Origin of the sequence: Pseudomonas sp. PA-7-1E, assembly GCF_021605325.1 — a bacterium.
In the GTDB taxonomy this organism is placed as follows: domain Bacteria; phylum Pseudomonadota; class Gammaproteobacteria; order Pseudomonadales; family Pseudomonadaceae; genus Aquipseudomonas; species Aquipseudomonas fluorescens_BV.
In genome coordinates, this window is the sequence record NZ_WKFA01000001.1 from 23,651 (window position 1) to 48,947 (window position 25,297).

A 25,297-nucleotide genomic window follows, 5' to 3' on the forward strand; every position below is an offset into this window, starting at 1 on the left:
TCGCCACAAGGGGGATGTGCTGGTTTTAAAGGTGATAGAAATCCAGCACCGAGTTGATGGTGTCGTTGAGCAGCAGGGCGTGCTTGCGCGTGATCAGCCAGCTGTCGCCCTCGGGCTTGAGGCGATAGGTTGCGTGCCCATAGAACTGCTCGGAAGTAGCCAGCCGATAAAACAGCGTGTGCCAGTTCAAACGCACCTCCAACGTGCTGTCGGCCTGCTCGGCAATGCGCACGTTGTTGATCAGGTGCAAGGTGCGCGGCATCGGCGTGGCAGAGGCGGCTTTGCCGGTGCGCAGGCGGAACACGCGGTCTTCCAGGCCCGAGCGGTTGGCATAGTAGATCAACGACATCTCGCGCTTGGGGTCTTGGGTGTAGACGTGTTCCGAGTCCCATTGCGGCAGGTGGAATTCACTCTGCGGGTCGAACAATTGCACGTAGGCGTCCCAGTCCTGGGCATCGCACAGTTCGGACTTGCGGTAGAAGAACTGCTCGATCTGGTACTGCAATTGCGCATTCATCATTTCACCTCCCGCAGTGTCAGGGCTCGCTCGTCCAAACCCTTGAGCAGAAACTGCTGCCAGTTGCGATGCTGGTTGACGTACAAGCCTTCATGGGTGAATTCGGTGCCGGTCATCGCCGGTTGGATGCCAATGGCCTCGCTGTTGGGCGTCGGCCCGGTCTCCCAGCGATGGCTGCCCCGTGATATGTCGCTCCAGCGTTCCAGGCGGCCCTGGAAGCCGCGCTGGGCTTCGCGAAATTCCACCAGGTCGTCGGGCGTGCCCATGCCCGAGACGTTGAAGAAGTCCTCGAACTGGCGAATCCGGTTTTCGCGATCGGCGTCGGACTCACCTTTCACGCCCAGGCACTGGCTGATGATTTCGGTCTTGTTCCAGGCCACCGGGCGGATGATGCGCAACTGCGAGCTGATCTGGTCGAGGAAAAACAGGCTGGGGTAGATGTTCAAGTTGCGCAGGCGGTGCATCATCCACTCGGCCTTCTGCTGGCCGTGTTCCTCTACCAGGCGCGGCATGATGGTGGCGTAGCCGGAGCGCACGCTGGGGTTGGGCATGTCGCTGAACAACACACTGTGGCCGTTATTGAAGGCGAACCAGCCGTCATCGGTATTCGCGTCGCCGGCGCCGAGCTTGCTGTAGTCCAGCGTCGTGCTGGAACCCGTGCCGTTTTCGGTGTTTACCTGCTGGCGGTGCTGCACGGTGGCCACGTAGTTGTAGTGCACGGTGCTGACGTGATAACCGTCCAGGCCGTTTTCGTTTTGCAGCTTCCAGTTGCCGTCGTAGGTGTAGGCCGACTTGCCCGGCAGCACTTCCAACTCACCGGTGGCCGATTGCGCCACCATCATGTCGAAGAACACTTTGGCATCGCCCAGGAAATCTTCCAGGCTGTCGGTGCCGTTCACGTCCAGGCTGATAAACACAAAGCCCTTGTAGCTGTCGATGCGCGCTTTTTTCAGGCCGCGGGTGGCCTTGTCGAAACCTTCCGAGTATTCCCCCGGCGCCTTGACCTTCACCAGTCGGCCATCGCTCTTGTAGCACCAGGCGTGGAACGGGCAGGTGAAGGTGGACTGGTTGCCCTTGCCCACGCGGGTGAGGGTAGTGCCGCGATGCTGGCAGGCGTTGATCAGCGCGTTGAGCCGGCCTTCGCCGTCGCGGGTGATGATCATCGGCTGGCGCCCGGCGCGCATCGTCACGAAGTCGTGGTTATGGGCCAGTTCGCTTTCGTGGCAGGCGTAGATCCAGTTCTTCTCGAAGATCAGTTCCATCTCCAGGTCGAACAGCTCGGGCTCGGTGAACATGTCGCGGGCGATGCGGAACACTTCATCTGCCGGGCGAAAGTCCAGGCAGCTTTCGATAAAGGTTTTCCACTGCTCGACGGTTCTTGCACCACTCATGGGAGGCACCTTTTGATCATGGCTAAACGGTGAGCCATTAAGCGGCTGCGATGCGGTGGCGGGCTATCCGCTTAATGGGGGAACGCAGGCCGCAAAGTTGGGCAGCAAATACCCATGGCGGTGCGCGCAGGTGACGGCATGCGCTACTGTGATGGTGGGCGATGGTCGTAAAGCCCTGGGATTTATCCACATAGTCGACCCTTACTATCCACCCAGTGGCCACGCTGCTGGCGTGGCCTGGAACTTGCTGTCGAGGTTCAACGACGCGCCGCCAGAGCGCGCAAATGCCTAACCGCCGTGGGTGCACCCTGATGAGTAGCCAGACACGCGATATTCATATTCAACGCTTCGACCTGGAAGGCGCGCGCAGCTGGATGTCCGGCATCTGCGGGCCCCATCGCCTGGCGACGGCCACCCCCGAGCGCCTGCGCTTTCACCACAGCGCCAACGTGTTCAAGTCCCGCGCCACCACCCTGGGCGTGATCGAATACGGTACCGATGTGACCATCGACATCGAAGACGCCGAGCACTTTCGCAGCTACAGCTTGAGCCTGCCGCTGGTGGGCGAGCAGGAGCTGAGCAAGAACGGTGAGCGCCTCAGTTCCAACCGCGACCAGGGCGTGATCATTTCACCCAATGAGCATCAGGTGCTGGCGATTTCCGGTGACTGCCGCAAGTTGCAGGTGGTGATCACCCGCGCGGCGATGAGCGAGTCACTGGAAGGTTTGCTGCAACGGCCCATCGATGCACCGCTGCGGTTTGAGTCGGTGATGGATGCTGTGGACGGAGCACCGGCCTCGTGGTGGCGCATGGCGCGATACTTCATCGCCGAACTGGAATGCAGCAGCGAGTTGTACGAGCAGGCGGCGTTTACCCGTGACCTGGAAAGCTCGCTGATCAAGGGGCTGATCCTGGCCCAACCGAATAACTACTCTGAAGAGTTGCGCGAGGTGTTGGGGGTAAAACTGCCGTACTACTTGATCCGTGCGCGGCAATTCATCCACGACAACGCCCGTGAAGTGCTGCACCTGGAAGACCTGGAAGCGGCGGCGGGCGTGTCGCGGTTCAAACTGTTCGATGCGTTTCGCAAGTACTTCGCACTGTCGCCCATGGCGTATCTGAAGAAGCATCGGCTGGGGGCGGTGCGCCAGGAGATTCTGGAGCAGGGCTCAATGCGCACTATTTCTGAAATCGCCCTGGGCTGGGGGTTTACGCACCTGGGGCGGTTTTCGGCGGAATACCGCAAGCTGTTCGATGAGTCGCCCAGCCAGACATTGCAACGCAAGCGCCTGCGCAGCCTCTGAAACCAATGAAGATCAAATGTAGGAGCGAGCTTGCTCGCGAAAAGCGTTAACGATAACGGGTGCTTGCTGGATGAACGCGGCGCCTGTGAGTTTTTCGCGAGCAAGCTCGCTCCTACAAGGGAATTGCGGTGTTTGGGAAAATCTCAGATCAACTCTTCAACCAGTTGCAGGCAATGAGTCAGCCCCGGCGACTGGTCATTCACCCGCCGGCTCAGAATGATCGGCGAAGTCGCAGTGGCCTCCACAATCGGCGTATAGCCAATATCCGCCCGATGCAGCACCTGCACCGACGCCGGCACCAACGTCACCCCCATACCTGCGCCCACCAGGCCAATAGCGGTCTGCAATTCGTTGGTCCACTGCGCCACCTTCAGGCTCAAGCCATGGGCGTCGAACAGCGCGATCACATGGTCGGCATAACTGGGGCGCGGGTTGCCGGGGTAGAGCACAAAGGGTTCGCCGGCCAACTGGGCGAGGGTGGCCGGGGCGCCCAGCAACGGGTGACCACTGGGCAGCACTGCTACCAGGCGGTCCTCCACCAGTACGCGCTGGACGATGGCCGGATCGTCGATGCGAATCCGCCCGAAGCCTACGTCAATGCGGCCAGCCTTGAGCGCTTCGACCTGCTGCAAAGTGGTCATCTCCGACAAACCCAGCTCCAGCTCCAAGGCCTCGTGAGTGCGCAGGCGCCGAATCAGCTCCGGCAGCACGCCATACAAGGTCGACGGCGCAAAGCCGATGCCCAGCCAGGTTTTCTCGCCTTGGCCGATGCGCCGGGTGGTGTCGCAGACCTTGCCCAGTTGTTCGAGCAGCATATTGGCATGCTCATAGAAAAACCGTCCGGCCTCTGTCAGCCGCAAGGGCCGGCTGCGCTCCAGCAGCACCACCCCCAGTTCGTCCTCCAGTTGCTGGATCTGCCGGCTCAAAGGCGGCTGGGCGATATGCAAGCGTTCGGCAGCTCGGGTGAAGTTGAGGGTCTCGCCCAGCACCTGGAAATAGCGCAAGTGACGCAGTTCCATATCGACTCCTTTCATACCTTGAGGGTATCGCACGAGACCAATTCTATATTGGAAGCCCAAAAAAATGCGGAACAGAATCGACGTGAATTTATAAAGAACCCAATGGGTATTGCCATGCCGATTTGCACCATCGAGTCGATTGAAACTGTCATCGTCGACCTGCCCACCCTTCGCCCGCACAAGCTGGCGATGCACACGATGCAAAACCAGACCCTCGTCATCATTCGCCTGCGTTGCACCGACGGCATCGAAGGCATCGGTGAAGCCACCACCATCGGTGGCCTGAGCTACGGCAACGAGAGCCCCGACAGCATCAAGGTCAACATCGACTATCACTTCGCGCCGCTGCTGATCGGCCAGGACGCGAGTAACGTCAACGCGGCGATGTTGCGCCTGGAGCGCAGTATTCGCGGCAACACCTTTGCCAAGTCCGGTATCGAAAGCGCCTTGCTCGACGCCCTCGGCAAACGCCTGGGCCTGCCGGTCAGCGAGCTGCTGGGCGGGCGTGTGCGTGATGCGTTGCCGGTGGCCTGGACCCTGGCCAGCGGTAATACCGAACAGGACATCAGCGAGGCCGAAAAAATGCTCGACCTGCGCCGTCATCGCATCTTCAAATTGAAGATCGGCGCCGGTGAAGTCAACCGCGACCTGGCCCATGTGATCGCGATCAAAAAAGCCCTGGGCGAGCGCGCCAGTGTGCGCGTCGACGTCAACCAGGCCTGGGATGAAGCCGTGGCTCTGCGGGCGTGCAAGGTGCTCGGCGACAACGGTATCGACCTGATCGAACAACCGATCTCGCGCAACAACCGTGGTGGTATGACTCGGCTCAACCTGTCGAGCCCGGTGCCGATCATGGCCGATGAGTCCATCGAGTGTGTCGAGGATGCATTCAACCTGGCCCGTGAAGGCTCGGCCACAGTGTTCGCCCTCAAGATCGCCAAGAACGGCGGCCCGCGTGCCGTATTGCGCACGGCGGCGATTGCCGAAGCGGCTGGCATCGGCCTGTACGGCGGCACCATGCTCGAAGGCGGCATTGGCACCCTGGCTTCGGCCCATGCCTTTCTCACGCTGAACACCCTGGCGTGGGGCACCGAATTGTTCGGCCCGCTGTTGCTCACCGAAGACATCCTCACCGAGCCACCGGTGTACCGCGATTTCCAGCTGCACGTTTCCAGCGCGCCGGGCCTGGGCCTGGCGCTCGATGAAGAGCGCCTGGCGTTCTTTCGCCGTGACAAACACTAAGAGGCCTCTGCCATGTTGTTCCACGTAAAAATGACCGTGAACCTTCCCCTCGATATGCACCCCGAGCGTGCCGCCAGCCTCAAGGCCGAGGAGAAAGCCTTGGCTCAGCGCCTGCAAGAGGAGGGCAAATGGCGCCACCTGTGGCGCATCGCCGGGCATTACGCCAACTACAGCGTGTTCGATGTCGACAGCGTGCAGGAGCTGCACGACCTGCTGATGCAACTGCCGTTGTTCCCCTACATGGCCATCGAAGTGAACGCGCTGTGCCGCCATCCGTCGTCGATCCATGCGGACGACCGCTGAGCCGGCTTCCACCTATAACTACAAGATGAGGAATGCACCATGTCCATCCGCCTGTCCCAGACTGCCCACGCCCAACAGTTTCTCGAAGAAGCCAGCGGTAACCTCAATGACGCGGGCAACCCGCGCACCAAGGCGCTGATTTACCGAATCCTGCGCGACACCGTGAACATCATCGAAGACTTGGAAGTGACCCCGGAAGAATTCTGGAAGGCGGTCAACTACCTCAATGAACTGGGCAAAAATCAAGAGGCCGGCCTGCTTGCCGCCGGCTTGGGCCTGGAGCATTACCTGGACCTGTTGATGGATGCCGCTGACGAGGAGGCCGGCAAGTCTGGCGGCACGCCGCGCACCATCGAAGGCCCGTTGTACGTGGCCGGTGCGCCGCTGTCCAAGTACGAGGCGCGGCTGGATGATGGTAGGGACGACGCGGTGCCGTTGTTCATGCGCGGGCAAGTACGCGATACCGAGGGCAAGCCGTTGGCAGGGGCGATTGTCGATGTGTGGCAGGCCAACACGGGCGGGACCTATTCGTGGTTCGACCCGGCGCAATCGGAATTCAACCTGCGTCGGCGCATCGAGACCGACGCCCTGGGCAACTACCGTTTTCGCAGCATCGTGCCTTCAGGCTACGGCTGCCCACCGAGCGGGCCGACGCAACAGTTGCTCGACCAACTGGGGCGCCACGGGCAACGGCCGGCGCATATCCACTTCTTCATCTCGGCGCCGGCGCACCGGCACCTGACCACGCAGATCAACCTGTCGGATGACCCGTACCTGCATGATGACTTTGCCTATGCCACCCGGGATGAACTGATTGCCGAGATTCGCTTCAGTGACGATCCGCAACTGGCGCGCGAATTTGGCGTGCAAGGGCGGTTTGCGCAGATTGATTTTGACTTTGAGTTGCAGGTGGCGGATGCGCCAATAGAGCAGCAGCGCATGCAACGAGTCCGCGCCCTCGAAGACTGATCTGTGGGAGCTGGCTTGCTGTGGCGAGGGAGCTTGCTCCCGCTCGACAGCGAAGCTGGAGCCGGCTTTTGGGGGCGCTGCGCACCCCAGCGGGAGCAAGCTCCCTCGCCACAGCAAGCCAGCTTCCACATTAGTTTTTTGGTGATCTAGTTATTTGCGCACGACCAGGTCCAACACCTCATCCCGGTCTTTGATTTTCTGCAGCACAATCTCCGAGCGGATATCCATCACCCCCGCCGTGCGGTTCAGGTGGTTCACGATAAAGTCCGAAAAGTGCTTGAGGTTGCGCGCCTGCACCCGCAGCACATAGTTGCTGGCGCCAGTGATCACATAGGCGCTCGCCACCTCTGGCCAGCCTTGCACCTTCTTGATGAACGTCTCATGCCAGTCCTCCACATCCTGGCGCAGCGACAGGTGCACGATGGCTTCCAGCTCGATTCCCAGCTGTTCGGCGTTCAATACCGCGCGGTAACCGCTGATGATTCCCTCGCTCTCCAGCAGGCGCAAACGGCGCAGGCATGCAGACGGCGACAGCGCGACTTTTTCCGCCAATTCCTGGTTGCTGATGCGGCCATCCTGTTGCAGGAAATGCAGGAGGCGCAGGTCGGTAGCGTCGAGAATCATGCTTGGAAGATATCCGCGTGTTTGGAGGTTAAATTCGAATTTTCTACAGCTTAAATAGACGTTTGCCCACCACTTTGCACGAAAATTCTCTAAAAGTTCGTTCATTATTTGGTCCATCCTCACTTATAAAAACCAGGACGACCCATGACCACTCGAAGCCATTGCCAAGCCCTCGACGCCCAGGACCCGTTGGCCCACCTGCGTGCCCAATTCGCCTTGCCCGAAGGCGTGATCTACCTCGATGGCAACTCCCTCGGCGCTCGCCCGGTGGCGGCGCTGGAGCGGGCACAACAGGTGATCGCCGAGGAGTGGGGCAATGGCTTGATTCGTAGCTGGAACAGCGCCGGCTGGGCGGATTTATCCCAGCGCCTGGGCAATCGCCTGGCGCCATTGATTGGTGCGCGTGAGGGCGAGGTGGTGATCACCGATACCACCTCGATCAACCTGTTCAAAGTGCTCAGCGCCGCCTTGAGTGTGCAGCGCCAACGTACACCTGCGCGCAAGGTCATCGTCAGCGAAGCGAGCAACTTTCCCACCGACTTGTACATCGCCGAAGGCTTGGCCGAATTGCTGCAACAAGGCTATTCCTTGCGCCTGGTGAACAGCCCGGCGGAACTTCCCCAGGCTATCGATGCGGACGTGGCGGTGGTGATGCTCACCCACGTCAACTACAAGACCGGCTATATGTACGACATGGCGGCCCTGACCGCGCTGAGCCACGAGTGCGGCGCGCTGAGCATCTGGGACCTGGCGCATTCGGCGGGCGCGGTGCCTGTCGACCTGCATCAGGCCAATGCGGATTATGCGATTGGCTGCACCTACAAATACCTCAACGGCGGACCGGGCTCCCAGGCGTTTGTGTGGGTCAACCCGGCGTTGGTGGATGTGGTGCGCCAGCCGTTATCGGGTTGGTTCGGGCATACCCGGCAGTTCGCCATGGAGTCCACCTACGCCCCCAGCGCCGGCATTGCCCGCTACCTCTGTGGTACGCAGCCGATTACCTCGTTGGCCATGGTGGAATGTGGCCTGGAGATTTTTGCCCAGACCGACATGGTGCGCCTGCGGACTAAGTCCCTGGCCTTGACTGACCTGTTCATTGCGTTGGTCGAAAGTCGTTGCGCCGCCCACGGCCTGGAGCTGATCACCCCGCGTGAACACACCCGGCGCGGCAGCCACGTCAGCTTTGAACACCCCGAAGGTTACGCGGTGATCCAGGCCTTGATCGCCCGAGACGTGATCGGCGATTACCGTGAGCCGCGGATCATGCGTTTTGGTTTCACGCCGTTGTACACCAGCTTTACCGAAGTGTGGGACGCCGTGGAAATTCTCGGTGAAATTCTCGATAACGCTACGTGGGACCAAGCGCAATTCAAAGTGCGCAACAGCGTTACTTAAGGGCAACACAGATCAAATGTGGGAGCTGGCTTGCCTGCGATAGCGTCGGTGCATTCACTACCGTTATCGCAGGCAAGCCAGCTCCCACAGGTTCAGCGTCAGCCACTATCACAATAATAAAGGGGCACACCAGTGACCACGCCAGACAACGGCTTTGCAGAAATTACCCACCGTGAACTGGGCCTGAGGCGCCAGCTCACTTCCGGCCAGATGAGCATGATCGCCATCGGTGGCGCCATCGGCACCGGGCTGTTCATGGGCAGCGCCTACGCCATCGGTTATGCCGGGCCGAGCGTGCTGGTGAGCTACGCCATCGGCGCGTTGATTACCTTGCTGCTGATGGGCTGCCTGGCGGAGATGACGGTGGCCCATTCCACCTCCGGCTCCTTTGGCGCTTACGCCGAGTTCTACATCAGCCCGTTGGCCGGGTTCCTGGTGCGCTATGCCTACTGGGCGGCGATTGTGCTGGCGGTGGGGGCCGAGGTCACGGCGGTGGCGATGTACATGAAGTACTGGTTCGCCAACGTGCCGGAGTGGGTGTGGATCGTGTCGTTTTCCAGTGTGCTGATCCTGCTCAATGCGATCAGCGTGAAGACCTTCGGCAACTTCGAATACTGGTTCTCGACGATCAAGATCAGCGCCATTGTCGGTTTCATCATCCTGGCGGTGTATGTGGTGTTCGGCTCCGGTAACCCTGACTACGGGGTGCAGAACTACACGGCCCACGACGGCTTTTTCCCCCATGGCTTGAGTGGCATGTGGATCGCGGTGATCGTGTCGATCTTCAGCTACCTCAGTGTCGAGATGATCGCCGTGGCCGCCGGTGAAGCCGCCGACCCGGAGCAGGCAGTGAAGAAAGCCTTCCGCGCTACCATCGTGCGGCTGGTGGTGTTCTATCTGCTGACCCTGGCGCTGATGCTCGCCATCGTGCCGTGGAACCAGGCCGGCCAGGCCCAGAGCCCGTTTGTCACAGTGATGCAGACCATCGGCATTCCCGGTGCCACCGGGGTGATGAATTTCGTGATCCTGATCGCGGCGCTGTCGGCCATGAACAGTCAGCTCTACATCACCACGCGCATGATGTTCAGCCTGTCGCGCGCTGGTTTTGCGCCCAAGTCCATGGGCGCGCTGAGCAAGAACGGCATCCCGCTCAACGCATTGCTGCTGTCCAGTTCGGGCATTGCCCTGGCGACGTTGCTCAACGTGGTGTACCCGGAAAGCTCGTTCACCCTGATGATGGCGATCTCGATGTTTGGCGCAATCTTCACCTGGTTCATGATCTTCCTCACTCACCTGTTTTTCCGCCGCTATCGCAAGCGTCATGGCGGGGCGAAGTTGTCGTTCCAGTTGCGCCTGTTTCCCTACAGCACGTTGCTGGGGTTGGTGCTGATGGGGGCGGTGATGATCACCACCTATTTCACCGACGCCTTCAAGATGACACTGGTGTTTGGCGTGCCGTTCCTGCTGATCTTGTCGGCGGTTTACTACACCTTCTTCCACAAACGCGCATCATCTGTAGGAGCGAGCTTGCTCGCGAAGAACCCGAGAGCGCCGCGTTAAACCTGATAGCTCGCGTTATCGTTGGCGATCTTCGCGAGCGAGCTCGCTCCTACAAGGGGGGGCGGTGAGCGCAGCGAGTAATGTGCTGACGTAACCGGGCAGTTGCTCGAACGAGCGTGCGCATAACAACAGTTTGCGGCAGGCCCATTCTTCTTGCAGGGGGTGGGCTTTGAAGCGCCGTGCAGGTGGCCAACGGTCCAAGGCGGCCTGAGGCACGATGCCCAGGCCCGCGCCGCCGGCGACCATGCGAATCACCCCATCAAAACCGTCGGCGCGAATGCGCGTCTGCAAGCGAAAGCCCGCGTGCAGTGCCTGTTCTTCCAGGTAAACCGCCAACGCGCTGTTGGCCGCCAGGCCCACGTAGTCGTATTGCAAGCTCTCGATAAAACTCGCGCTGGTCAACGGGTGGTCCAGGGGCATGATCAGCACCAGCGGGTCGTCGCGAAACGCCAGGGTCTGCAAGCCGTGGGTGTCTACCGCATCGGAAATAATCCCCAGCTCGGCGGTGCCCTGGCGCAAGGCGTGGGTGATGCGCAGGCTGGGCAATTCTTGCAGGTCGATATCGAGGTTGGGGTGCTCGCGCAAAAACTGAGCGAGCAGTTCAGGCAGGTACTCGCTTAGAGCGGTGGTATTGCACAGCAGGCGTACCTGGCCTTTGACGCCATTGGCGTATTCGGCCAGGTCTTGCTGCAGATGGTCGGCCTGCTGCAACAGCAGGCGAGCATGCCGCGCCAGGGCTTTGCCCGCGGGTGTCGGGGTCACGCCACGGCGGCCGCGCTCGAGAAACGCGATGCCCAGTGAAGACTCCATGGCTCGGATGCGTGCGCTGGCGGCAGCCAGGGACAGGTGGCTGCGGGCCGCGCCGGCGGTGATATTGCCGGTGTCCAGGATGTGCAGGTAGAGGCGCAGGTCGATGAGGTCAAAGTGCATTAAGTTTTCCAGTGACTGGAAGGGCCTCATCGCAGGCAAGTCAGCTCCCACACTTGAATGTATTCACAATTCCAAATGTGGGAGCTGGCTTGCCTGCGATAGCGTCATCAGCCTCACACAAAACAAGAGGCTACCTCAGTATATGGCGAATTTTCAGCCACTCTCCAGCCCTGCACAATCGGTGCATGAATACCTTCCTCGCGTTCTACCAAAACCTCGGCCCCGCCCTGACAGCGCTGGTCATCACCACCTTCCTGCTGGCCGGTACGGTGAAGGGCGTCATCGGCCTGGGCTTGCCCACTGTAGCCATGGGTATGCTTGGCCTGGCTATGCTGCCGGCGCAGGCTGCGGTATTGCTGATCATTCCTTCGACGGTGACCAACCTCTGGCAACTGTCCTTTGGCGGGCACTTGGGTGCCTTGCTCAAACGCCTGTGGTCGATGCTGTTGCTGATCTTCCTCGGCACCGGGCTGGGCACCTTGTGGCTGGGCATGGGTAGCGGACCTTGGGTGGTGCGTGCCCTGGGCGCGGCTTTACTGGTGTATGCGCTGAGCGGGTTATTCCTGCCAACCTTCAAGGTCGCGCCCCGAACCGAGCGTTGGCTGGGCCCCTTGTGCGGGGTGATCACCGGCATCATTACCTCGGCCACCGGTGTCTTCGTGATCCCGGCGGTGCCGTACCTGCAGGCGCTGGGCTTGAGCCGTGATCAGTTGGTGCAGGCGCTGGGGCTGTCGTTCACCGTGTCGACGTTGGCACTTGCCGCCGGGCTGGCCTGGCGCGGGGCACTGGGCGGCGGTGAAATGGGCGCGTCATTGCTGGCGTTGGTGCCGGCATTGCTGGGAATGTGGCTGGGTCAGGTGGTGCGCCGACGCATCAGTGCGCTGTGGTTCAAACGTGGATTTTTCACCGGCATGGCGTTGCTGGGAGGCCATTTGTTGCTGGCTGGTTAATAATGGCCGTGCCTGTGTCAGCCGACAAATCAAGGACCGCCCGTGAAAGCCCGTTCCGATGAGCTACAGATCTTCGTCAGCGTGATTGAATGCGGCTCGATTTCCGCCGCCGCCGAAAAGGTCGGGCAAACGCCATCGGCAGTCAGCCGTACCTTGTCGCGCCTGGAAGCCAAACTCGACACCACCTTGATCAACCGCACCACGCGGCGCATGGACCTGACCGAAGAGGGCAAGTACTTCTTCGAGCAGGCCAAGCTGATCCTTGCGCAGATGGATGAGCTGGAAGAGCGCCTGTCATCGCGCCAGAAAAAACCGGCCGGCCGCCTGCGTATCAATGCCGCCGTGCCGTTCATGCTGCATGGGGTCGTGCCGTATATCGCCGAATTTCGCAGCCTTTACCCGGATATCCAGTTGGAGCTCAACAGCGATGATTTGATCATCGACCTGCTGGAGCAAAGCACCGACATCGCCATTCGCATCGGCGCCCTTGCCGACTCGACCCTGCATGCGCGTTTCCTGGGCAGCACGCCGCTCCATGTTCTGGCCAGCCCCGGCTACCTCAAGCAATACGGCACGCCGACGACCGTTGCCGAGTTGGCTGATCACACCTTGCTGGGCTTCACCCACACCGAGACCCTCAACCACTGGCCGCTGCGTCACGGCGAAGGTGACCGCTGGCTGATTCAGCCCAGCGTCAGCGCCTCCAGTGGCGAAACCGTGCGCCAGTTAGCGCTGCAGGGGCAGGGCATTTGTTGCCTGTCGAATTTCATGACCGTTGCTGACATCGACGCCGGCCGCCTGGTGCCCATATTGGAGGCGTTCAACAGCGGTTATCGCCAGCCGATCCACGCGGTGTTCTATCGCAACTCGCAATTGGCACTACGCATCCAGTGCTTCCTGGACTTTATTCAGGCCAAGCTGGCGCGGTATGCGCGCTGATTCGTGACCTGAGCGCAAGAGTGAATTGGCCCGCACGGGCTTATTCGGCAGCCGTGGGGGCTGGATACTGGGCGCATCACTTACCCAGTCAGGAGCAACCTCCATGAATGTATTCGTTACCGGTGCAGCAGGGTTTATCGGCGGTTCGATCGCCACCGGCCTGGTCAACGCCGGCCATCACGTCACCGGCCTGGTGCGCAGCGCCGAACAAGCCGCTGAACTGACCGCGCTGGGCATCACGCCGGTGATCGGCACCCTCGACGACGCAGCCGTGTTGACGGCGCAGGCGCAGAAGGCCGATGCGGTGATCAACGCCGCCAGCAGCGACCATCGCGGTGCCGTAGAAACCTTGCTGGCTGCCTTGAAAGGCTCAAACAAGCCGTTCCTGCACACCAGCGGTTCGAGCATCGTCGGCGATGCGTCGGGCGGCAAGGCCAGTGAAGTCATCTACTTTGAAGACAACCTGCCAGAGCCGACCGTCGACAAGGCCGCACGCGTGGCGATCGACAACCTGATCCTTGCGGCGGCCAATGACGGTGTGAATTCGGCGGTGATCTGCAACACCCTGATCTACGGCCACAGCCTGGGCGTGAAGCGTGACAGCGTGCAATTGCCGCGCTTGCTCAAGCAGGCGCGCAAAAGCGGGGTAGTGCGCCATGTGGGCAGCGGGCAGAACATCTGGTCCAACGTGCATATTGAAGATGTGGTCGCCCTGTATCTGCTGGCGCTGACCAAAAACGTCCCGGGTACTTTCTACTTTGTGGAAAGCAGCGAAGCAGCATTCATCGACATGACCACGGCGATTGCCCAAGCGCTGAACCTGGGTAAACCACAGGATTGGTCATTGGTCGAGGCTGAGGCCGAGTGGGGGTATGAAATGGCCAACTATGGCTTGGGCTCCAATAGCCGAGTGCGCGGCAAGCACGCTCGTGAGCTGTTGGGTTGGGTGCCCAAGCGTACTTCGGTGGTGGAGTGGATTCGCGACGAGATGGTGTGATGTTCGCTTAGCACCGCGGTGCGGCCTTCGCGAGCAAGCCCGCTCCCACATTTGAATCTATTCACAGATCCAAATGTGGGAGCTGGCTTGCCTGCGAAAGGGGCGGCTCGGTACATCAGACCTGACACTTCACTAGCCCCACCCGCCGCAATTCCGTACCATCCCCCGCCTAATTCCCCGCAATTCCCTGGTACTCCATGAACCTCACCCGTCTGCGCGCCGACGCCTTGGCCGGCCTCACCACGTCTTTCGCCTTGCTGCCCGAATGCATTGCCTTTGCGCTGGTGGCTCATCTCAACCCGCTGATGGGCCTCTACGGTGCTTTCATCATTTGCACCCTCACCGCGTTGTTCGGCGGCCGCCCGGGCATGGTCTCGGGCGCCGCCGGTTCGATGGCGGTGGTGATCGTCGCGCTGGTGGTGCAACACGGCGTGGAGTATTTGCTGGCGACGGTACTGCTGGGCGGGTTGATCATGGTCGCTTTCGGCCTGCTGCGCCTGGGCAAGCTGGTGCGCATGGTGCCGCATTCGGTGATGCTCGGCTTCGTCAACGGCCTGGCGATCATCATTGCGCTGGCGCAACTGGAGCATTTCAAGAGCGGTGAAACCTGGCTCAGCGGCACGCCGTTGTACGTAATGGCCGGGTTGGTGGCGGCAACCATGGCCATTGTGTATCTGTTGCCTCGTCTGACCCGTGCTGTACCGCCCGCGCTGGTGGCGATTCTCGGTGTGGGCCTGGCGGTGTACCTGCTTGGCCTGCCGACCCGCACTTTGGGCGATATGGCGCACATCGCCGGTGGCTTGCCGACTTTCGCCCTGCCGCAGATCCCCTGGACCCTGGAAACCCTCGGCATCATCGCGCCCTACGCGTTTTTGATGGCGATGGTTGGCCTGTTGGAAACCTTGCTGACCCTCAACCTCACCGACGAAATCACCGAGACCCGTGGTTATCCTGACCGCGAAAGCGTGGCCCTGGGCGCGGCGAATATGGTCTCGGGCCTGTTTGGCGGCATGGGGGGGTGCGCGATGATCGGGCAAACCGTGATCAACCTCAGCTCCGGCGGGCGTGGGCGCTTCTCCGGGGTGTTTGCCGGGGTGATGATTCTATTGTTCATTCTGTTTCTGTCGCCACTGATCGAGCGGATCCCGCTGGCGGCTTTGGTGGGCGTGATGTTCGTGGTGTCGCAACAGACCTTCGCCTGGGCGTCGTTGCGGGTGATCAACAAGGTGCCGCTCAATGATGTGCTGGTGATCATGGCGGTGACGATCATTACGGTGTTCACCGACCTGGCCACCGCCGTACTGTGCGGTATCGTCATCGCCGCGCTGAACTTCGCCTGGCAGCAGGCGCGGGAACTGTACGCCGATGAACACCTGGAGGCCGACGGCAGCAAGCTCTATCGGCTGCATGGCACGTTGTTCTTCGCCTCGACCACGCCGTTTTTGAATCAGTTCGACCCGGCCAACGACCCGGCCCAGGTCACACTGGATTGCCGTCACCTGAGCTTTGTCGACTATTCGGCGATTGCCGCCCTGATGACCCTGCGCGAGCGCTACACCAAGGCTGGCAAGCACCTGCGGGTGCTGCATTTATCCGAGCGCTGCAAAAAACTGCTCAAGCGCGCCAAGGTTCATCACGACTGATTGAGCCCCTGTGGCGAGGGAGCTTGCTCCCGCTGGCGTGCGAAGCGCGCCCAGGATTTTGGGGCCGCTGCGCTGCCCAGCGGGAGCAAGCTCCCTCGCCACAGGGGGAGAGCTGTAGCAGTTACGGGCCGACCAGGTCTTCCAGCTCCTGGGCGCGGGTCTGGGTCATGTCCAGCACGCAGCCTGAGCCGTTTACCTGATCAATCGTGCCGCCGGTGGCGCTGCCTGCGAAGGCGCAGTTGGCGTCGCGGTATTTGATCCACAGGCGCTGCACGTCTTGCAGTTGCTGTTTGCGCGGCCCTTCCTGGGCGGCGAGGGCGGTTTTGTAGGCGCGGTTCAGGCGGTCGTCCTGCACCTTGGTTTGCCGGGCGTTGCAATTGACCATGTCGGCGGTGGTATTGGCGCTGTCCATGCATTTTTTCAAGGCAGGGTTGTCGGCGGCATAAGCGCTGCTGCACAAGAGCAGGACGCTGGCGGCAATTGTGGTGCGAATCATGAGCGGGTTCCTGGGCAATGGATGCGCATTCTATGACTCAAGGGCAGCGACTGAGTTTCCGCCTTCTCTGATCTTCATGTAAGAACACCCCCCGAATTTTCATCCACCCATGTCGGGCATATCCCCAAGCGACAGCGCTTATCCGTGGGCGAAAATTACTTTCATGAAAATTGAAAATGCTCCTCGGGAATGATTTATGAGTTTCACAACCAATTCGACGTGACCCTTTCCGAGGAGTACCGCATGGCCGCATCACCGGGCTTCGGGCTGTTGGCATACGCTGCCATCGCCATCATTGCATTGATCGTGCTGATCGCACGCTACCGACTCAACCCCTTTATCGTGATTACCCTGGTGTCCATCGGCCTGGCGCTGATGGCCGGGATGCCGGCGGACACCATCATGGGCTCGTACGAGGCGGGTGTCGGCAAGACCCTGGGGCATATCGCCCTGGTGGTGGCGCTGGGCACCATGCTCGGCAAGATGATGGCCGAGTCGGGCGGCGCCGAACAGGTGGCGCGCACGCTGATCAACCGCTTCGGTGAGCGCAATGCCCACTGGGCGATGGTGTGTATTGCGTTTCTGGTGGGGCTGCCGCTGTTTTTCGAGATCGGCTTTGTGTTGCTGGTGCCGATTGCCTTTACCGTGGCGCGGCGCGTGGGCGTGTCGATCCTGATGGTCGGGCTGCCGATGGTCGCCGGCCTGTCGGTGGTGCATGCGTTGGTGCCGCCGCACCCGGCGGCAATGATGGCGGTGCTGGCCTATAACGCCTCGGTCGGGCAGACGGTGCTGTATGCGATTTTGATTGGTATCCCCACGGCGATCATCGCGGGTCCCGTCTACGCCAAGTTCATCGTGCCGCACATCCATTTGCCGGCGCAAAACCCGCTGGAGCGCCAGTTCATCGAGCGTGAACCGCGTACACGCCTGCCCAGCTTTACGCTGACCATGGGCACCATCCTGTTGCCGGTGGTGCTGATGATGATCGGCGGCTGGGCCAACGTGATTTCTACGCCGGGCAGCGGTTTCAACCAGTTCCTGTTATTTATCGGCAACTCGGTGATCGCCCTGTTGGTGGCGACCCTGGTGAGTTTCTGGACCTTGGGCCTGGCCCAGGGCTTCAACCGCGAGTCGATCCTCAAGTTCACCAACGAATGCCTGGCGCCGACCGCCAGCATTACCTTGCTGGTGGGCGCGGGCGGTGGTTTGAATCGCATCCTGGTGGACGCAGGCGTGACCAATGAAATCCTCGGCCTGGCCCATGCGTTTCACTTGTCGCCGCTGGTAATGGGCTGGCTGTTCGCGGCGTTGATGCGTATCGCCACGGGCTCGGCCACGGTTGCCATGACCACCGCGTCCGGAGTGGTCGCGCCGGTCGCCTTGGGCCTGGGTTATCCACACCCTGAATTGCTGGTGTTGGCGACCGGTGCAGGCTCGGTGATCTTTTCCCACGTGAACGACGGCGGCTTCTGGCTGATCAAGGAATACTTCAATATGACGGTCATCCAGACCTTCAAGACCTGGACCGTACTCGAGACCCTGATTTCGCTGGTCGCCTTCGGCCTGACCTACGGTCTGTCCCTTGTGTTATGAGCCTGTAACCCGGAGCCCCCATGGACATCCTCTATCAGATCCGCGCCCGCCAGGACACTTTCAGTGCCGGCGAAGGGCGTATTGCCAAGCTGATGCTTGAGGATGTGGGCTTTGCCGCGTCCGCCAGCCTGGAGGAACTGTCGCAACGGGCTGAGGTGAGTACCGCCACCTTGTCACGCTTCGCCCGCAGCGTGGGCTGCCGTGACTTGCGCGATTTGCGCCTGCAGTTGGCCCAGGCCAACGGCGTGGGCAGCCGCTTCCTGGACCCGGCGGGCAAGCCAGAACAGTCAGCGTTTCATCGGCAGATTCTGGGGGATATCGAGGCGACGTTGCGTCAGCACCTTTCGGGTTTCAATCAGCGCAGCTTTGGCGATGCGGTCAAGCTATTGGGTAAGGCCCGGATGATCCATGCGTTCGGCATGGGCGGGCCGTCGAGCCTGTGCAGCGATGAGTTGCAGGTGCGCCTGGTGCGTCTGGGCTATCCGATTGCCGCCAGCCACGACCCTGTGATGATGCGTGTCACGGCGGCGACCCTGGGGCCCGAACATGCCGTGATCGCCTGCTCACTCACGGGCCTGACCCCGGAGTTACTGGAGGTAGTGACGCTGGCGCGCAACTACGACGCGCGGATCATTGCCATCACCCTTGCCGATTCGCCGCTGGCGCAGTTGGCGGATGTCGTGCTGCCGCTGCAATCGGCGGAAACCAGTTTTATCTACAAGCCCACTGCGGCCCGCTACGGCATGCTGCTGGCTATCGACCTGCTCGCCACCGAGTTGGCGCTGGCCCTGCCGGACGACAACCAGGAACGCCTGCGCCGGATCAAACTGGCGCTGGACGATTACCGCGGCGGCCCTGGTAGCCTGCCGCTTGGAGATTGATATGAAGTACGACACGCTGATTCGCCAGGCGCTGATCATCGATGGCAGTAACACCCCAGGGTATGTCGCCGATGTGGGCGTGCAGGCAGGGCGCATCCGTACGATTGGCGACTTGTCCACAGCCCAGGCGGAGCAGATCATCGACGGCCATGGCCGGGTATTGGCACCGGGTTTTATCGACGTGCACACCCACGACGACACGGTAGTGATTCGCCAGCCGCAGATGCTGCCCAAGCTCAGCCAGGGCGTGACCACGGTGATTGTCGGCAACTGTGGTATCAGCGCTTCGCCGGTCAGTTTGCGCAGCGACCCGCCGGACCCGATGAACTTATTGGGCAACCGTGAGCAGTTCTGTTATCCGCGGTTCAGCGATTATCGCAACGCGGTGCAGGGCGCCCATCCGGCAGTGAACGTCGCGGCATTGATCGGTCACACGGCGCTGCGCAGCAACCATATGGACGACCTGCATCGCACCGCCACACCGTATGAAATCGCGGCCATGCGCGTGCAGTTGCAAGAGAGCCTGGAGGCCGGTGCCCTGGGGTTATCCACAGGCCTGGCCTACGCCAGCGCCTTCAACGCCAAGACCGATGAAGTGCTGCAGCTCGTTGAGGAGCTGACGGCCTACGGCGCGGTGTACACCACGCATTTGCGCAGTGAGTTCGAACCAGTGCTGGAAGCAATGGATGAGGCGTTTCTGATCGGTCGACACGCCAGGGTGCCGGTGATCATTTCCCACCTTAAATGCGCCGGTGCCGGTAACTGGGGGCGCAGCCCGCAGCTGTTGGCGGCCCTGGAAGCAGCGGCAAAAGACCATCCGGTGGGTTGTGATTGCTACCCCTATGCCGCCAGCTCCTCGACCCTGGACCTCAAGCAGGTGACTGACGCGTTTCGCATCACCATCACTTGGTCCACACCGCACCCGCAAATGGGCGGGCGTGATTTGCAGGAGATTGCCGCCGAGTGGGGCGTTTCGCTGATGGATGCCGCCCGCCGTTTGCAACCTGCGGGGGCGGTGTACTACGGCATGGATGAGGCGGATGTACGGCGCATTCTTGCGCACCCATTGTCGATGGTGGGGTCGGATGGGTTGCCTGAAGATCCGTTTCCTCATCCGCGCTTGTGGGGCGCTTTCCCACGGGTGCTAGGGCATTTCAGCCGGGATGTCGGATTGTTCCCGTTGTACACGGCGATACACAAAATGACCGGGCTGTCGGCGGCGCGTTTCGGCTTGGCCCAAAGAGGAGAAATTCGCGAGGGGCACTGGGCTGACCTGGTGCTCTTCGACCCTGCGCGGGTGCGTGACATGGCGGATTTCAAGACGCCTCAGCGTGCGGCCGAAGGGATTGAGCGTGTGTGGGTAAACGGCGTCTTGAGCTACAGCGAAGGGCAGTCGAACACACGGCGTGCGGGTCGTTTTCTGGCGCGCAGCGGTGATTTGCGCCGAGGTTTTCAGCTTGGTGCGCGGGATGCGATCTGACAGTGCTCGGCCCGATAGCGTGTCTGAATATGGCCAATCAGCGCTTACAAAAAGCTAATTGATTGCAAAGGACGGCTCTCTAGCATGTGCAGGTCTTATTACGGAGAGCCTGTATGAACACTCAGCCTGTAAGCCCCAGCCAACTCGCTAACCGGGCCGGCAACGCCGTCATTTCATCTACCGTCACGTCGCCTGACGCCGCGGTGAATGAGGGCGTCGATGCGATGTCGGCGTTCCCTTTTCCGCGTGACACGATCAAAGGCTGGATCCAGGAAAAAGTCTGGAACCTGACCAATCAATGGATCGACCCCGACAAGGTATACCTGCATCAGTTTTCTCCTGCCAACAGTACCCACACAGGCAGCGCCGTGACCGGGTGGGAACATCGCGGAGTTCCCGAGTCGTCCATGACGCTGACCGATGCCGTGGCCAGTGATTTTTTCTCGGCGGAACGCTACGGCACGGCCGGCAAGGCTCAGGCGCTGGCGCATTTCGTGTCTTCGAATACCAGCCCGTTTTCGTTGCTGGACAGCGAAAGTGTGCCGGATTTTTTTTCAGCCGGCTGGGCAAGTTCATTTTCGACCGGACGGGGCCGGGATACCTCTACTCGAAAATTCACGATGACGTGCCCAACGCCGTGGAGACCTGGCGTGATCTGGACGCCGCCTATGGCCTGTACCTGGATGGGCCGGGAAGGGGCACCTACGACGCCGGCAACCAACTGCGCATGAAGCCCAGCGAGCTGTTGAACCTGGTGCGTGAGGGGGACCTGCAGAAAAAGGTGATGACCAGGCTGGACAATTTTTGGATGCAGCACGGCGACGAGTGGCGGATGCTGGCCAAGCAACAGTTCGTGATGGAGGCCCGGGCCGCGCGCGCCCTCAACCAACAAGACTCCAGCCAGGGCCTTAGCCCGCAGGCTTATGCCGAGGTGATGAAAGCGGCGGCGTCAGGTGTACCGCTCGAGGGGCCGATGTCCAAGGCCCAGTTACAGGCGCAGACGACGCCGGGTCCGGACACCAGGGTGTTTTGCTTCGACATCAATGGTTATAAGTCCAATGACATCCTGCGCTTCATCTCCAAGAGTGGTACCGAAACCCTCTATGTCCCCGGCGCAAAACCCGCGATCCAGACTTTCAAGGACCGAGCCGCCGTGGACCAGTGGGTGCTCGAACAAAGCAAGGACCCCGCCAAAGCCAAGGTGCTGGAGGAACATTTCTCGCTGCGTGATCGTCAGCAGGGCGTGTTTGACGCCCTGAGTGCCAACGGCGTGGACGTCACCCTGGCCAAGCTGGGTGCAGGCACCCAGGCAGCGAATGACAGTGTTATCGATACTTTGAATTATCCAATCGGCGGGGACGTGTTTTCCTTCATGGCCAGCCAGACACGCCAACGCATCGACAATGATGCAGACACCGAAATGAAATCCAACGCCGAAGTGCGCAAGGACGACGCACTGGCTCTGTTGCAAGCCGGCAACGCGATATTCTCCATCCCCATGGCCTTGCTCGGGCCTATTGGTCTGGCGCTTGGCGCCGTCTCTTACACTGCACAGGTAGGAATGGAAATAGACCAGGCCGTGGAGGGTGACACTCAGGCCGAGCGCAAGAATGGGCTGCATTCGGCGGTGATGGACGTCGCGACGATGGCTTTTTTTCACGCCCTCGGCAAAGCCGGTCCTTCCACGGCCGACCCTTCTGTCGAGTCCGGCGCTCAACCGGCGACGGCGCAAAAACCGTTTTTCAACTATCGCCGCGTGAACGGGCAGATCGGTGTACTGATGAGTCCGACCGAACCTGCGCGGCTACCCGAAAAACCAGCAAACGGGTTGAATCCTGCGTGGGACCCATCCATGGAGATTTACCTGCAAGGGGGGGCCAAGCGTCCCTCAGTGCAGCCCCGTTATGAGATCGTCGAGGAGGGCCCGTCTACGGCGAAGAAGCCCAAACTCGAGGACTCGGAAAACGAACTGTCGGAGAATGAGGAGTCGCCGTCTTCGGTGGTTTCCGATGCCACGTCCTCCGGGGATTACGAGCCGTACGACGATAGCAACGTGCTCAAGGTCAATCCGTTCAAGGCCGGCGTCCAGGTGCCTGATGGTGGGTATTTCAACAGTCGAGGCATGATTGAACGTACCGATATACCCAAGTTGTACCGCGTCGAAAAGGCGGATCGCGTAGAGCGTCGCGGTGATCCGGCAAATTATGGTTTCCGGGACTCAAACTTCTTTTCCGGGCCTGCAAAAATGATGGACGGCAATGTCGTGATGGCGTCTCGCTCAAAGGCGGCGGCGATACATTTTGGTGATACTGCACTCGGCGGCAAGTACCACCTTTACGAAATCGACAGTCGCGGTGTTCCCGTCGTCTCTTTCAACGAAAATATCGAGGTAAACCCGCAGTTCGTCGAGGCTCGCCAGTGTGTGGCGCCTGGCACCATCGAGCGGATGCGCAAGTCGGGCCACTTGAATCAGTTTGAAGAAAGTTCCTATGAGTTCGATGAAGTGCATGTGGACAATGATCAACTGTCGAGCGCAAGGATCAGGGAAATTCACCATCATTGAGCGTGTTCACTTTGAGCGCTTGCTGAGCTAGGGTGGTCGCTCGCCAGCAACGAGCGACCGGCACTTGGAGAGTTAAATGCACTTAGGAAAAGTCACCCCCATCCTGCGGATTTTCGACGAGGCCAAGGCGTTGGAGTTCTACGTCGATTTCCTGGGGTTCAAGGTCGATTGGCAGCATCGCTTCGAGGCGAATTTTCCGTTGTACGTGCAAGTGTCGCTGGGGGAGTGTGTGCTGCACTTATCCGAGCATCATGGCGATGCTTCGCCAGGGGCGGCTGTGCGGGTCCAGGCCCAAGGGGTCGATGCGTATCAGCAGCAATTGCTGGGCAAGGAATACCGGTATGCCAAGCCTGGGGTGGAAGACACGCCGTGGGGGACGCGGGAGATGAGCATCAGAGACCCGTTTGGGAATCGATTGGTGTTTGTTGAGGAGAGCGAGGGCTGATTCTCCCATTGGCCTGTTCGCAGGTAAGGCCCTTGTGGCGAGGGAGCAAGCTCCCTCGCCACCATGGTTGTGGTGCTACACCCGGAAATGACTGACCATCTGCTGCAACTGGCTACCCAGGCGTGCCAGTTCAACACTCGACTTGGCTGTCTCATCACTGGCCGTAGCGGTCTGCTCAGACACGTCACGCACGTTCACGATACTGCGGCTGATCTCTTCCGCCACGGCGCTCTGTTGTTCGGCGGCTGCGGCAATCTGCTGGTTCATCGACTGGATATTCGACACGGTGCGGGTGATGTTTTCCAAGGATACCCCGGCCTTGCGCGTCAGTTCGACGCTGCTGTCGGTGAGGCTGCGGCTGTTGTTCATCACGCTGGCGACTTGTTGGGTGCCGTTCTGTAAGCCGGCCACCAGGCCTTCGATTTCCTCGGTGGACTTCTGTGTACGCTGCGCCAGGCCACGCACTTCGTCGGCGACCACCGCAAACCCACGGCCGGCTTCTCCGGCACGCGCAGCTTCAATGGCGGCGTTAAGTGCCAGCAGGTTGGTCTGTTCGGCCACGGCCTTGATCACGTCCATCACGCTGCCGATCTTGTTGCTCTCTTGTTGCAGGTGCGTCATGGCGTCGGTGGAGCGCGCCACTTCGGCCGCCAGGCGTTCGATCTGGGCGATGGCTTCAGCCACCACTTTATCGCCTTCGCGGGCCTGGCCGTCAGCGTCGGAAGCGGCTTGGGAAGCCTGTTCGGCATTGCGCGCAACTTCCTGCACGGTGGCGGTCATTTCATGCATGGCGGTGGCGACCTGATCGGTCTCGATCTTCTGGCTGTTCACGCCGGCGCTGGTTTGCTCGGTCACGGCTGACAACTCTTCGGCGGCGCTGGCGATCTGAGTGACGCCGTCGCGAATGCCGCTGATCAGCTCGCGCAGGGTGGTGCCCATGCGCTGGATGCCTTGCTGCAACACGCCCAGTTCGTCGCGACGGGTCACCTGGATATTGTGGCTCAAGTCGCCCGAAGCGATGCGCTCCACCACGGCCAGGGTGTCCTGGATCGGGCGGGTGATCTGGCGGGTGATCACCCACGCGGCAATCACGCCGACCAACAGGGCCAGCAAGGTGCTGATCAGTTGCAGGCTGCGGGCCTGGGTGCTTTCGGCGTCGCGACGTTCCAGTTGGATGTCGTACAGCTTGTCGCTGATCGTCACGATGTCGGCGCCCTGGGTGGTCATTTCGGCACGGGCGGTGACGATATTGGCATTGGCCGCCTTGTAGCTCTGCACGGCGCTGCGGTAGGCGCCTAGCGCGGTTTCCAGTGCGGACAATGCGCTTTGCTGGCCAGTACCGAAGGCAACGCTGAGGCCTTTCAAACCGGCGACAGCTTTTTCCAGCTGTGTAGCCGCGCGGGCTTCGGTTTCTGCGTTGGGGCTATTGGTATAGCCGCGCACTTCGTAGCGAGCCTGCATGAATTCGTTCTTGGCCTGGGTCACGGCCAGGAACTGCGTGAAGCGTTCCGGGCTGTCGGATGACTGCTGCACACTGGTTTCCAGCGCATTGATTTGCGCGTTGGCAATGTCGGCCTTGGCGCCCATGACATCGCGCGCAGCGTTGCCATTGCGGTAGGCCTCGCGCATTTTGTTCAGGGACTGGCGGTAAGCGGTAATGACGGCTTTCTGCTCATTGAGCAGCTTGAGGTTTTCCGGGCTCTTGAAGCTGTCGAGCAGCTTCTGTTGCTGGGCGGCGAAGGCATCGAGGCTGGTCTGCACGTTCTGCGCCACAGCTTCGTCGCCATTGGCCAGCATGTATTGCAAGCGCACGATACGCAGCTTGGTCAGCGAGGCATTGAGCTGGGTGATGTCGCTCATCCAATTGCTACGGTCGATCAAGCCGCCCAGGCTGGTCCAGCCAGTGAGTGCCAGGATCGAGGTGAGGACCAGCACCAGGCCGAAGCCCAGGCCGAGTTTGAGATTGACGCTGATGTTACCGAACCAGCTGTTCATCGAAAGCTCCTTGAAGAGTGATGTCTGTCTGCTGGACGGTGTGTTTTTGTTTGAGCCAGCC

23 protein-coding genes and 1 pseudogene are annotated in these 25,297 nt (G+C 60.7%); 16 read left to right on the forward strand and 8 right to left on the reverse strand.

Going from position 1 to position 25,297, the window contains the following annotated elements; translation table 11 throughout:
• Positions 1-25 precede the first annotated feature (25 nt).
• On the reverse strand, positions 26-517 hold the full coding sequence (gene antB / locus GIW79_RS00100) for an anthranilate 1,2-dioxygenase small subunit (protein ID WP_236477354.1): 492 nt from the start codon (positions 515-517) through the stop codon (positions 26-28).
• Positions 517-1,908, reverse strand: a complete 1,392-nt coding sequence (antA, locus tag GIW79_RS00105) for an anthranilate 1,2-dioxygenase large subunit (RefSeq protein WP_236455139.1) — start codon at positions 1,906-1,908, stop codon at positions 517-519. Before antA ends, antB begins: the two co-directional genes overlap by 1 nt.
• 311 nt (positions 1,909-2,219) lie before the next feature.
• On the opposite strand from antA, the gene GIW79_RS00110 reads away from it, so the two are divergent.
• A complete protein-coding gene (locus GIW79_RS00110) occupies positions 2,220-3,212 on the forward strand; it encodes an AraC family transcriptional regulator (protein ID WP_200584423.1) in 993 nt (330 codons plus the stop codon).
• A 143-nt stretch (positions 3,213-3,355) separates the two neighbouring features.
• Here GIW79_RS00110 and GIW79_RS00115 read toward each other — a convergent pair whose 3' ends face one another.
• On the reverse strand, positions 3,356-4,231 hold the full coding sequence (locus GIW79_RS00115) for a LysR family transcriptional regulator (protein ID WP_054896990.1): 876 nt from the start codon (positions 4,229-4,231) through the stop codon (positions 3,356-3,358).
• A 114-nt stretch (positions 4,232-4,345) separates the two neighbouring features.
• Here GIW79_RS00115 and GIW79_RS00120 point away from each other — a divergent pair, with 114 nt between their 5' ends.
• The 3 genes from GIW79_RS00120 to catA are packed head-to-tail and all read left to right on the forward strand — an operon-like array spanning position 4,346 to position 6,745.
• The gene (locus GIW79_RS00120) at positions 4,346-5,473 is read left to right on the forward strand and encodes a muconate cycloisomerase family protein (RefSeq protein ID WP_236455136.1); all 1,128 of its coding nucleotides are present in this window, start codon (positions 4,346-4,348) and stop codon (positions 5,471-5,473) included.
• A gap of 12 nt (positions 5,474-5,485) precedes the next feature.
• Positions 5,486-5,776, forward strand: coding sequence for a muconolactone Delta-isomerase (gene catC / locus GIW79_RS00125; RefSeq protein ID WP_054921514.1), 291 nt, complete (start codon positions 5,486-5,488; stop codon positions 5,774-5,776).
• A 39-nt stretch (positions 5,777-5,815) separates the two neighbouring features.
• The gene (gene catA / locus GIW79_RS00130) at positions 5,816-6,745 is read left to right on the forward strand and encodes a catechol 1,2-dioxygenase (RefSeq protein ID WP_236455134.1); all 930 of its coding nucleotides are present in this window, start codon (positions 5,816-5,818) and stop codon (positions 6,743-6,745) included.
• Between the two features lie 150 nt (positions 6,746-6,895).
• Here catA and GIW79_RS00135 read toward each other — a convergent pair whose 3' ends face one another.
• A complete protein-coding gene (locus GIW79_RS00135) occupies positions 6,896-7,369 on the reverse strand; it encodes an Lrp/AsnC family transcriptional regulator (RefSeq protein WP_003176072.1) in 474 nt (157 codons plus the stop codon).
• 144 nt (positions 7,370-7,513) lie between these two features.
• Between GIW79_RS00135 and kynU the strand changes: the two genes are divergently transcribed.
• Positions 7,514-8,764 carry a kynureninase gene (gene kynU / locus GIW79_RS00140; protein WP_054896989.1) on the forward strand — a complete coding sequence of 417 codons (1,251 nt, stop codon included), beginning with the start codon at positions 7,514-7,516 and terminating at the stop codon, positions 8,762-8,764.
• Between the two features lie 132 nt (positions 8,765-8,896).
• On the forward strand, positions 8,897-10,324 hold the full coding sequence (locus GIW79_RS00145; RefSeq protein WP_034128766.1) for an amino acid permease: 1,428 nt from the start codon (positions 8,897-8,899) through the stop codon (positions 10,322-10,324).
• A 15-nt stretch (positions 10,325-10,339) separates the two neighbouring features.
• On the opposite strand, the gene GIW79_RS00150 is transcribed toward GIW79_RS00145, so the two are convergent.
• Entirely contained in the window at positions 10,340-11,254 is a 915-nt protein-coding gene (locus tag GIW79_RS00150; RefSeq protein ID WP_089042344.1) for a LysR substrate-binding domain-containing protein, read from the reverse strand.
• 185 nt (positions 11,255-11,439) lie between these two features.
• On the opposite strand from GIW79_RS00150, the gene GIW79_RS00155 reads away from it, so the two are divergent.
• The 4 genes from GIW79_RS00155 (at position 11,440) to GIW79_RS00170 (ending at position 15,783) form a co-directional block, all read left to right on the forward strand.
• The gene (locus GIW79_RS00155; RefSeq protein ID WP_054896987.1) at positions 11,440-12,204 is read left to right on the forward strand and encodes a sulfite exporter TauE/SafE family protein; all 765 of its coding nucleotides are present in this window, start codon (positions 11,440-11,442) and stop codon (positions 12,202-12,204) included.
• Positions 12,205-12,246: 42 nt separating this feature from the next.
• Entirely contained in the window at positions 12,247-13,143 is an 897-nt protein-coding gene (locus tag GIW79_RS00160) for a LysR substrate-binding domain-containing protein (protein ID WP_236456272.1), read from the forward strand.
• A gap of 103 nt (positions 13,144-13,246) precedes the next feature.
• Positions 13,247-14,140 (forward strand): NAD-dependent epimerase/dehydratase family protein, encoded by an 894-nt coding sequence (locus GIW79_RS00165; protein WP_236456261.1) that lies wholly within the window; start codon positions 13,247-13,249, stop codon positions 14,138-14,140.
• 197 nt (positions 14,141-14,337) lie between these two features.
• Positions 14,338-15,783: a SulP family inorganic anion transporter gene (locus tag GIW79_RS00170; RefSeq protein WP_034128761.1), complete on the forward strand. Its 1,446-nt coding sequence runs from the start codon at positions 14,338-14,340 to the stop codon at positions 15,781-15,783.
• A 121-nt stretch (positions 15,784-15,904) separates the two neighbouring features.
• Here the strand turns inward: GIW79_RS00170 and GIW79_RS00175 are convergent, their stop codons facing one another.
• The gene (locus tag GIW79_RS00175) at positions 15,905-16,279 is read right to left on the reverse strand and encodes a lysozyme inhibitor LprI family protein (protein WP_054896984.1); all 375 of its coding nucleotides are present in this window, start codon (positions 16,277-16,279) and stop codon (positions 15,905-15,907) included.
• Between the two features lie 243 nt (positions 16,280-16,522).
• Here GIW79_RS00175 and GIW79_RS00180 point away from each other — a divergent pair, with 243 nt between their 5' ends.
• The 6 genes from GIW79_RS00180 (at position 16,523) to GIW79_RS00205 (ending at position 23,241) form a co-directional block, all read left to right on the forward strand.
• Positions 16,523-17,872 (forward strand): GntT/GntP/DsdX family permease, encoded by a 1,350-nt coding sequence (locus tag GIW79_RS00180; RefSeq protein ID WP_236453840.1) that lies wholly within the window; start codon positions 16,523-16,525, stop codon positions 17,870-17,872.
• A 20-nt stretch (positions 17,873-17,892) separates the two neighbouring features.
• The gene (locus tag GIW79_RS00185; protein ID WP_186527653.1) at positions 17,893-18,753 is read left to right on the forward strand and encodes a MurR/RpiR family transcriptional regulator; all 861 of its coding nucleotides are present in this window, start codon (positions 17,893-17,895) and stop codon (positions 18,751-18,753) included.
• A gap of 1 nt (position 18,754) precedes the next feature.
• On the forward strand, positions 18,755-20,233 hold the full coding sequence (locus GIW79_RS00190) for an N-acyl-D-amino-acid deacylase family protein (RefSeq protein WP_054921533.1): 1,479 nt from the start codon (positions 18,755-18,757) through the stop codon (positions 20,231-20,233).
• A gap of 113 nt (positions 20,234-20,346) precedes the next feature.
• Positions 20,347-20,964, forward strand: coding sequence for a dermonecrotic toxin domain-containing protein (locus tag GIW79_RS00195; protein ID WP_236453837.1), 618 nt, complete (start codon positions 20,347-20,349; stop codon positions 20,962-20,964).
• Complete coding sequence (locus GIW79_RS00200; RefSeq protein ID WP_236453833.1) at positions 20,871-22,796, forward strand: dermonecrotic toxin domain-containing protein; 1,926 nt, start codon at positions 20,871-20,873, stop codon at positions 22,794-22,796. Before GIW79_RS00195 ends, GIW79_RS00200 begins: the two co-directional genes overlap by 94 nt.
• A 76-nt stretch (positions 22,797-22,872) precedes the next feature.
• A complete protein-coding gene (locus GIW79_RS00205) occupies positions 22,873-23,241 on the forward strand; it encodes a glyoxalase superfamily protein (RefSeq protein WP_054896979.1) in 369 nt (122 codons plus the stop codon).
• A 75-nt stretch (positions 23,242-23,316) separates the two neighbouring features.
• Here the strand turns inward: GIW79_RS00205 and GIW79_RS29715 are convergent, their stop codons facing one another.
• Positions 23,317-24,180, reverse strand: a complete 864-nt coding sequence (locus GIW79_RS29715) for a methyl-accepting chemotaxis protein (RefSeq protein ID WP_370706066.1) — start codon at positions 24,178-24,180, stop codon at positions 23,317-23,319.
• 39 nt (positions 24,181-24,219) lie between these two features.
• Positions 24,220-25,236, reverse strand: a pseudogene (locus tag GIW79_RS29720) (methyl-accepting chemotaxis protein); the annotation flags it as partial.
• Positions 25,237-25,297: the final 61 nt, after the last annotated feature.

What these genes read in the sequence shown, in the direction of transcription:
- antB (WP_236477354.1), bottom strand. Translation starts at nt 517, where the DNA reads ATGAATGCGCAATTGCAGTACCAGATCGAGCAGTTCTTCTACCGCAAG.
- antA (WP_236455139.1), bottom strand. Translation starts at nt 1,908, where the DNA reads ATGAGTGGTGCAAGAACCGTCGAGCAGTGGAAAACCTTTATCGAAAGC.
- GIW79_RS00110 (WP_200584423.1), top strand. Translation starts at nt 2,220, where the DNA reads ATGAGTAGCCAGACACGCGATATTCATATTCAACGCTTCGACCTGGAA.
- GIW79_RS00115 (WP_054896990.1), bottom strand. Translation starts at nt 4,231, where the DNA reads ATGGAACTGCGTCACTTGCGCTATTTCCAGGTGCTGGGCGAGACCCTC.
- GIW79_RS00120 (WP_236455136.1), top strand. Translation starts at nt 4,346, where the DNA reads ATGCCGATTTGCACCATCGAGTCGATTGAAACTGTCATCGTCGACCTG.
- catC (WP_054921514.1), top strand. Translation starts at nt 5,486, where the DNA reads ATGTTGTTCCACGTAAAAATGACCGTGAACCTTCCCCTCGATATGCAC.
- catA (WP_236455134.1), top strand. Translation starts at nt 5,816, where the DNA reads ATGTCCATCCGCCTGTCCCAGACTGCCCACGCCCAACAGTTTCTCGAA.
- GIW79_RS00135 (WP_003176072.1), bottom strand. Translation starts at nt 7,369, where the DNA reads ATGATTCTCGACGCTACCGACCTGCGCCTCCTGCATTTCCTGCAACAG.
- kynU (WP_054896989.1), top strand. Translation starts at nt 7,514, where the DNA reads ATGACCACTCGAAGCCATTGCCAAGCCCTCGACGCCCAGGACCCGTTG.
- GIW79_RS00150 (WP_089042344.1), bottom strand. Translation starts at nt 11,254, where the DNA reads ATGCACTTTGACCTCATCGACCTGCGCCTCTACCTGCACATCCTGGAC.
- GIW79_RS00155 (WP_054896987.1), top strand. Translation starts at nt 11,440, where the DNA reads ATGAATACCTTCCTCGCGTTCTACCAAAACCTCGGCCCCGCCCTGACA.
- GIW79_RS00165 (WP_236456261.1), top strand. Translation starts at nt 13,247, where the DNA reads ATGAATGTATTCGTTACCGGTGCAGCAGGGTTTATCGGCGGTTCGATC.
- GIW79_RS00170 (WP_034128761.1), top strand. Translation starts at nt 14,338, where the DNA reads ATGAACCTCACCCGTCTGCGCGCCGACGCCTTGGCCGGCCTCACCACG.
- GIW79_RS00175 (WP_054896984.1), bottom strand. Translation starts at nt 16,279, where the DNA reads ATGATTCGCACCACAATTGCCGCCAGCGTCCTGCTCTTGTGCAGCAGC.
- GIW79_RS00180 (WP_236453840.1), top strand. Translation starts at nt 16,523, where the DNA reads ATGGCCGCATCACCGGGCTTCGGGCTGTTGGCATACGCTGCCATCGCC.
- GIW79_RS00185 (WP_186527653.1), top strand. Translation starts at nt 17,893, where the DNA reads ATGGACATCCTCTATCAGATCCGCGCCCGCCAGGACACTTTCAGTGCC.
- GIW79_RS00190 (WP_054921533.1), top strand. Translation starts at nt 18,755, where the DNA reads ATGAAGTACGACACGCTGATTCGCCAGGCGCTGATCATCGATGGCAGT.
- GIW79_RS00195 (WP_236453837.1), top strand. Translation starts at nt 20,347, where the DNA reads ATGAACACTCAGCCTGTAAGCCCCAGCCAACTCGCTAACCGGGCCGGC.
- GIW79_RS00205 (WP_054896979.1), top strand. Translation starts at nt 22,873, where the DNA reads ATGCACTTAGGAAAAGTCACCCCCATCCTGCGGATTTTCGACGAGGCC.
- GIW79_RS29715 (WP_370706066.1), bottom strand. Translation starts at nt 24,180, where the DNA reads ATGGGCACCACCCTGCGCGAGCTGATCAGCGGCATTCGCGACGGCGTC.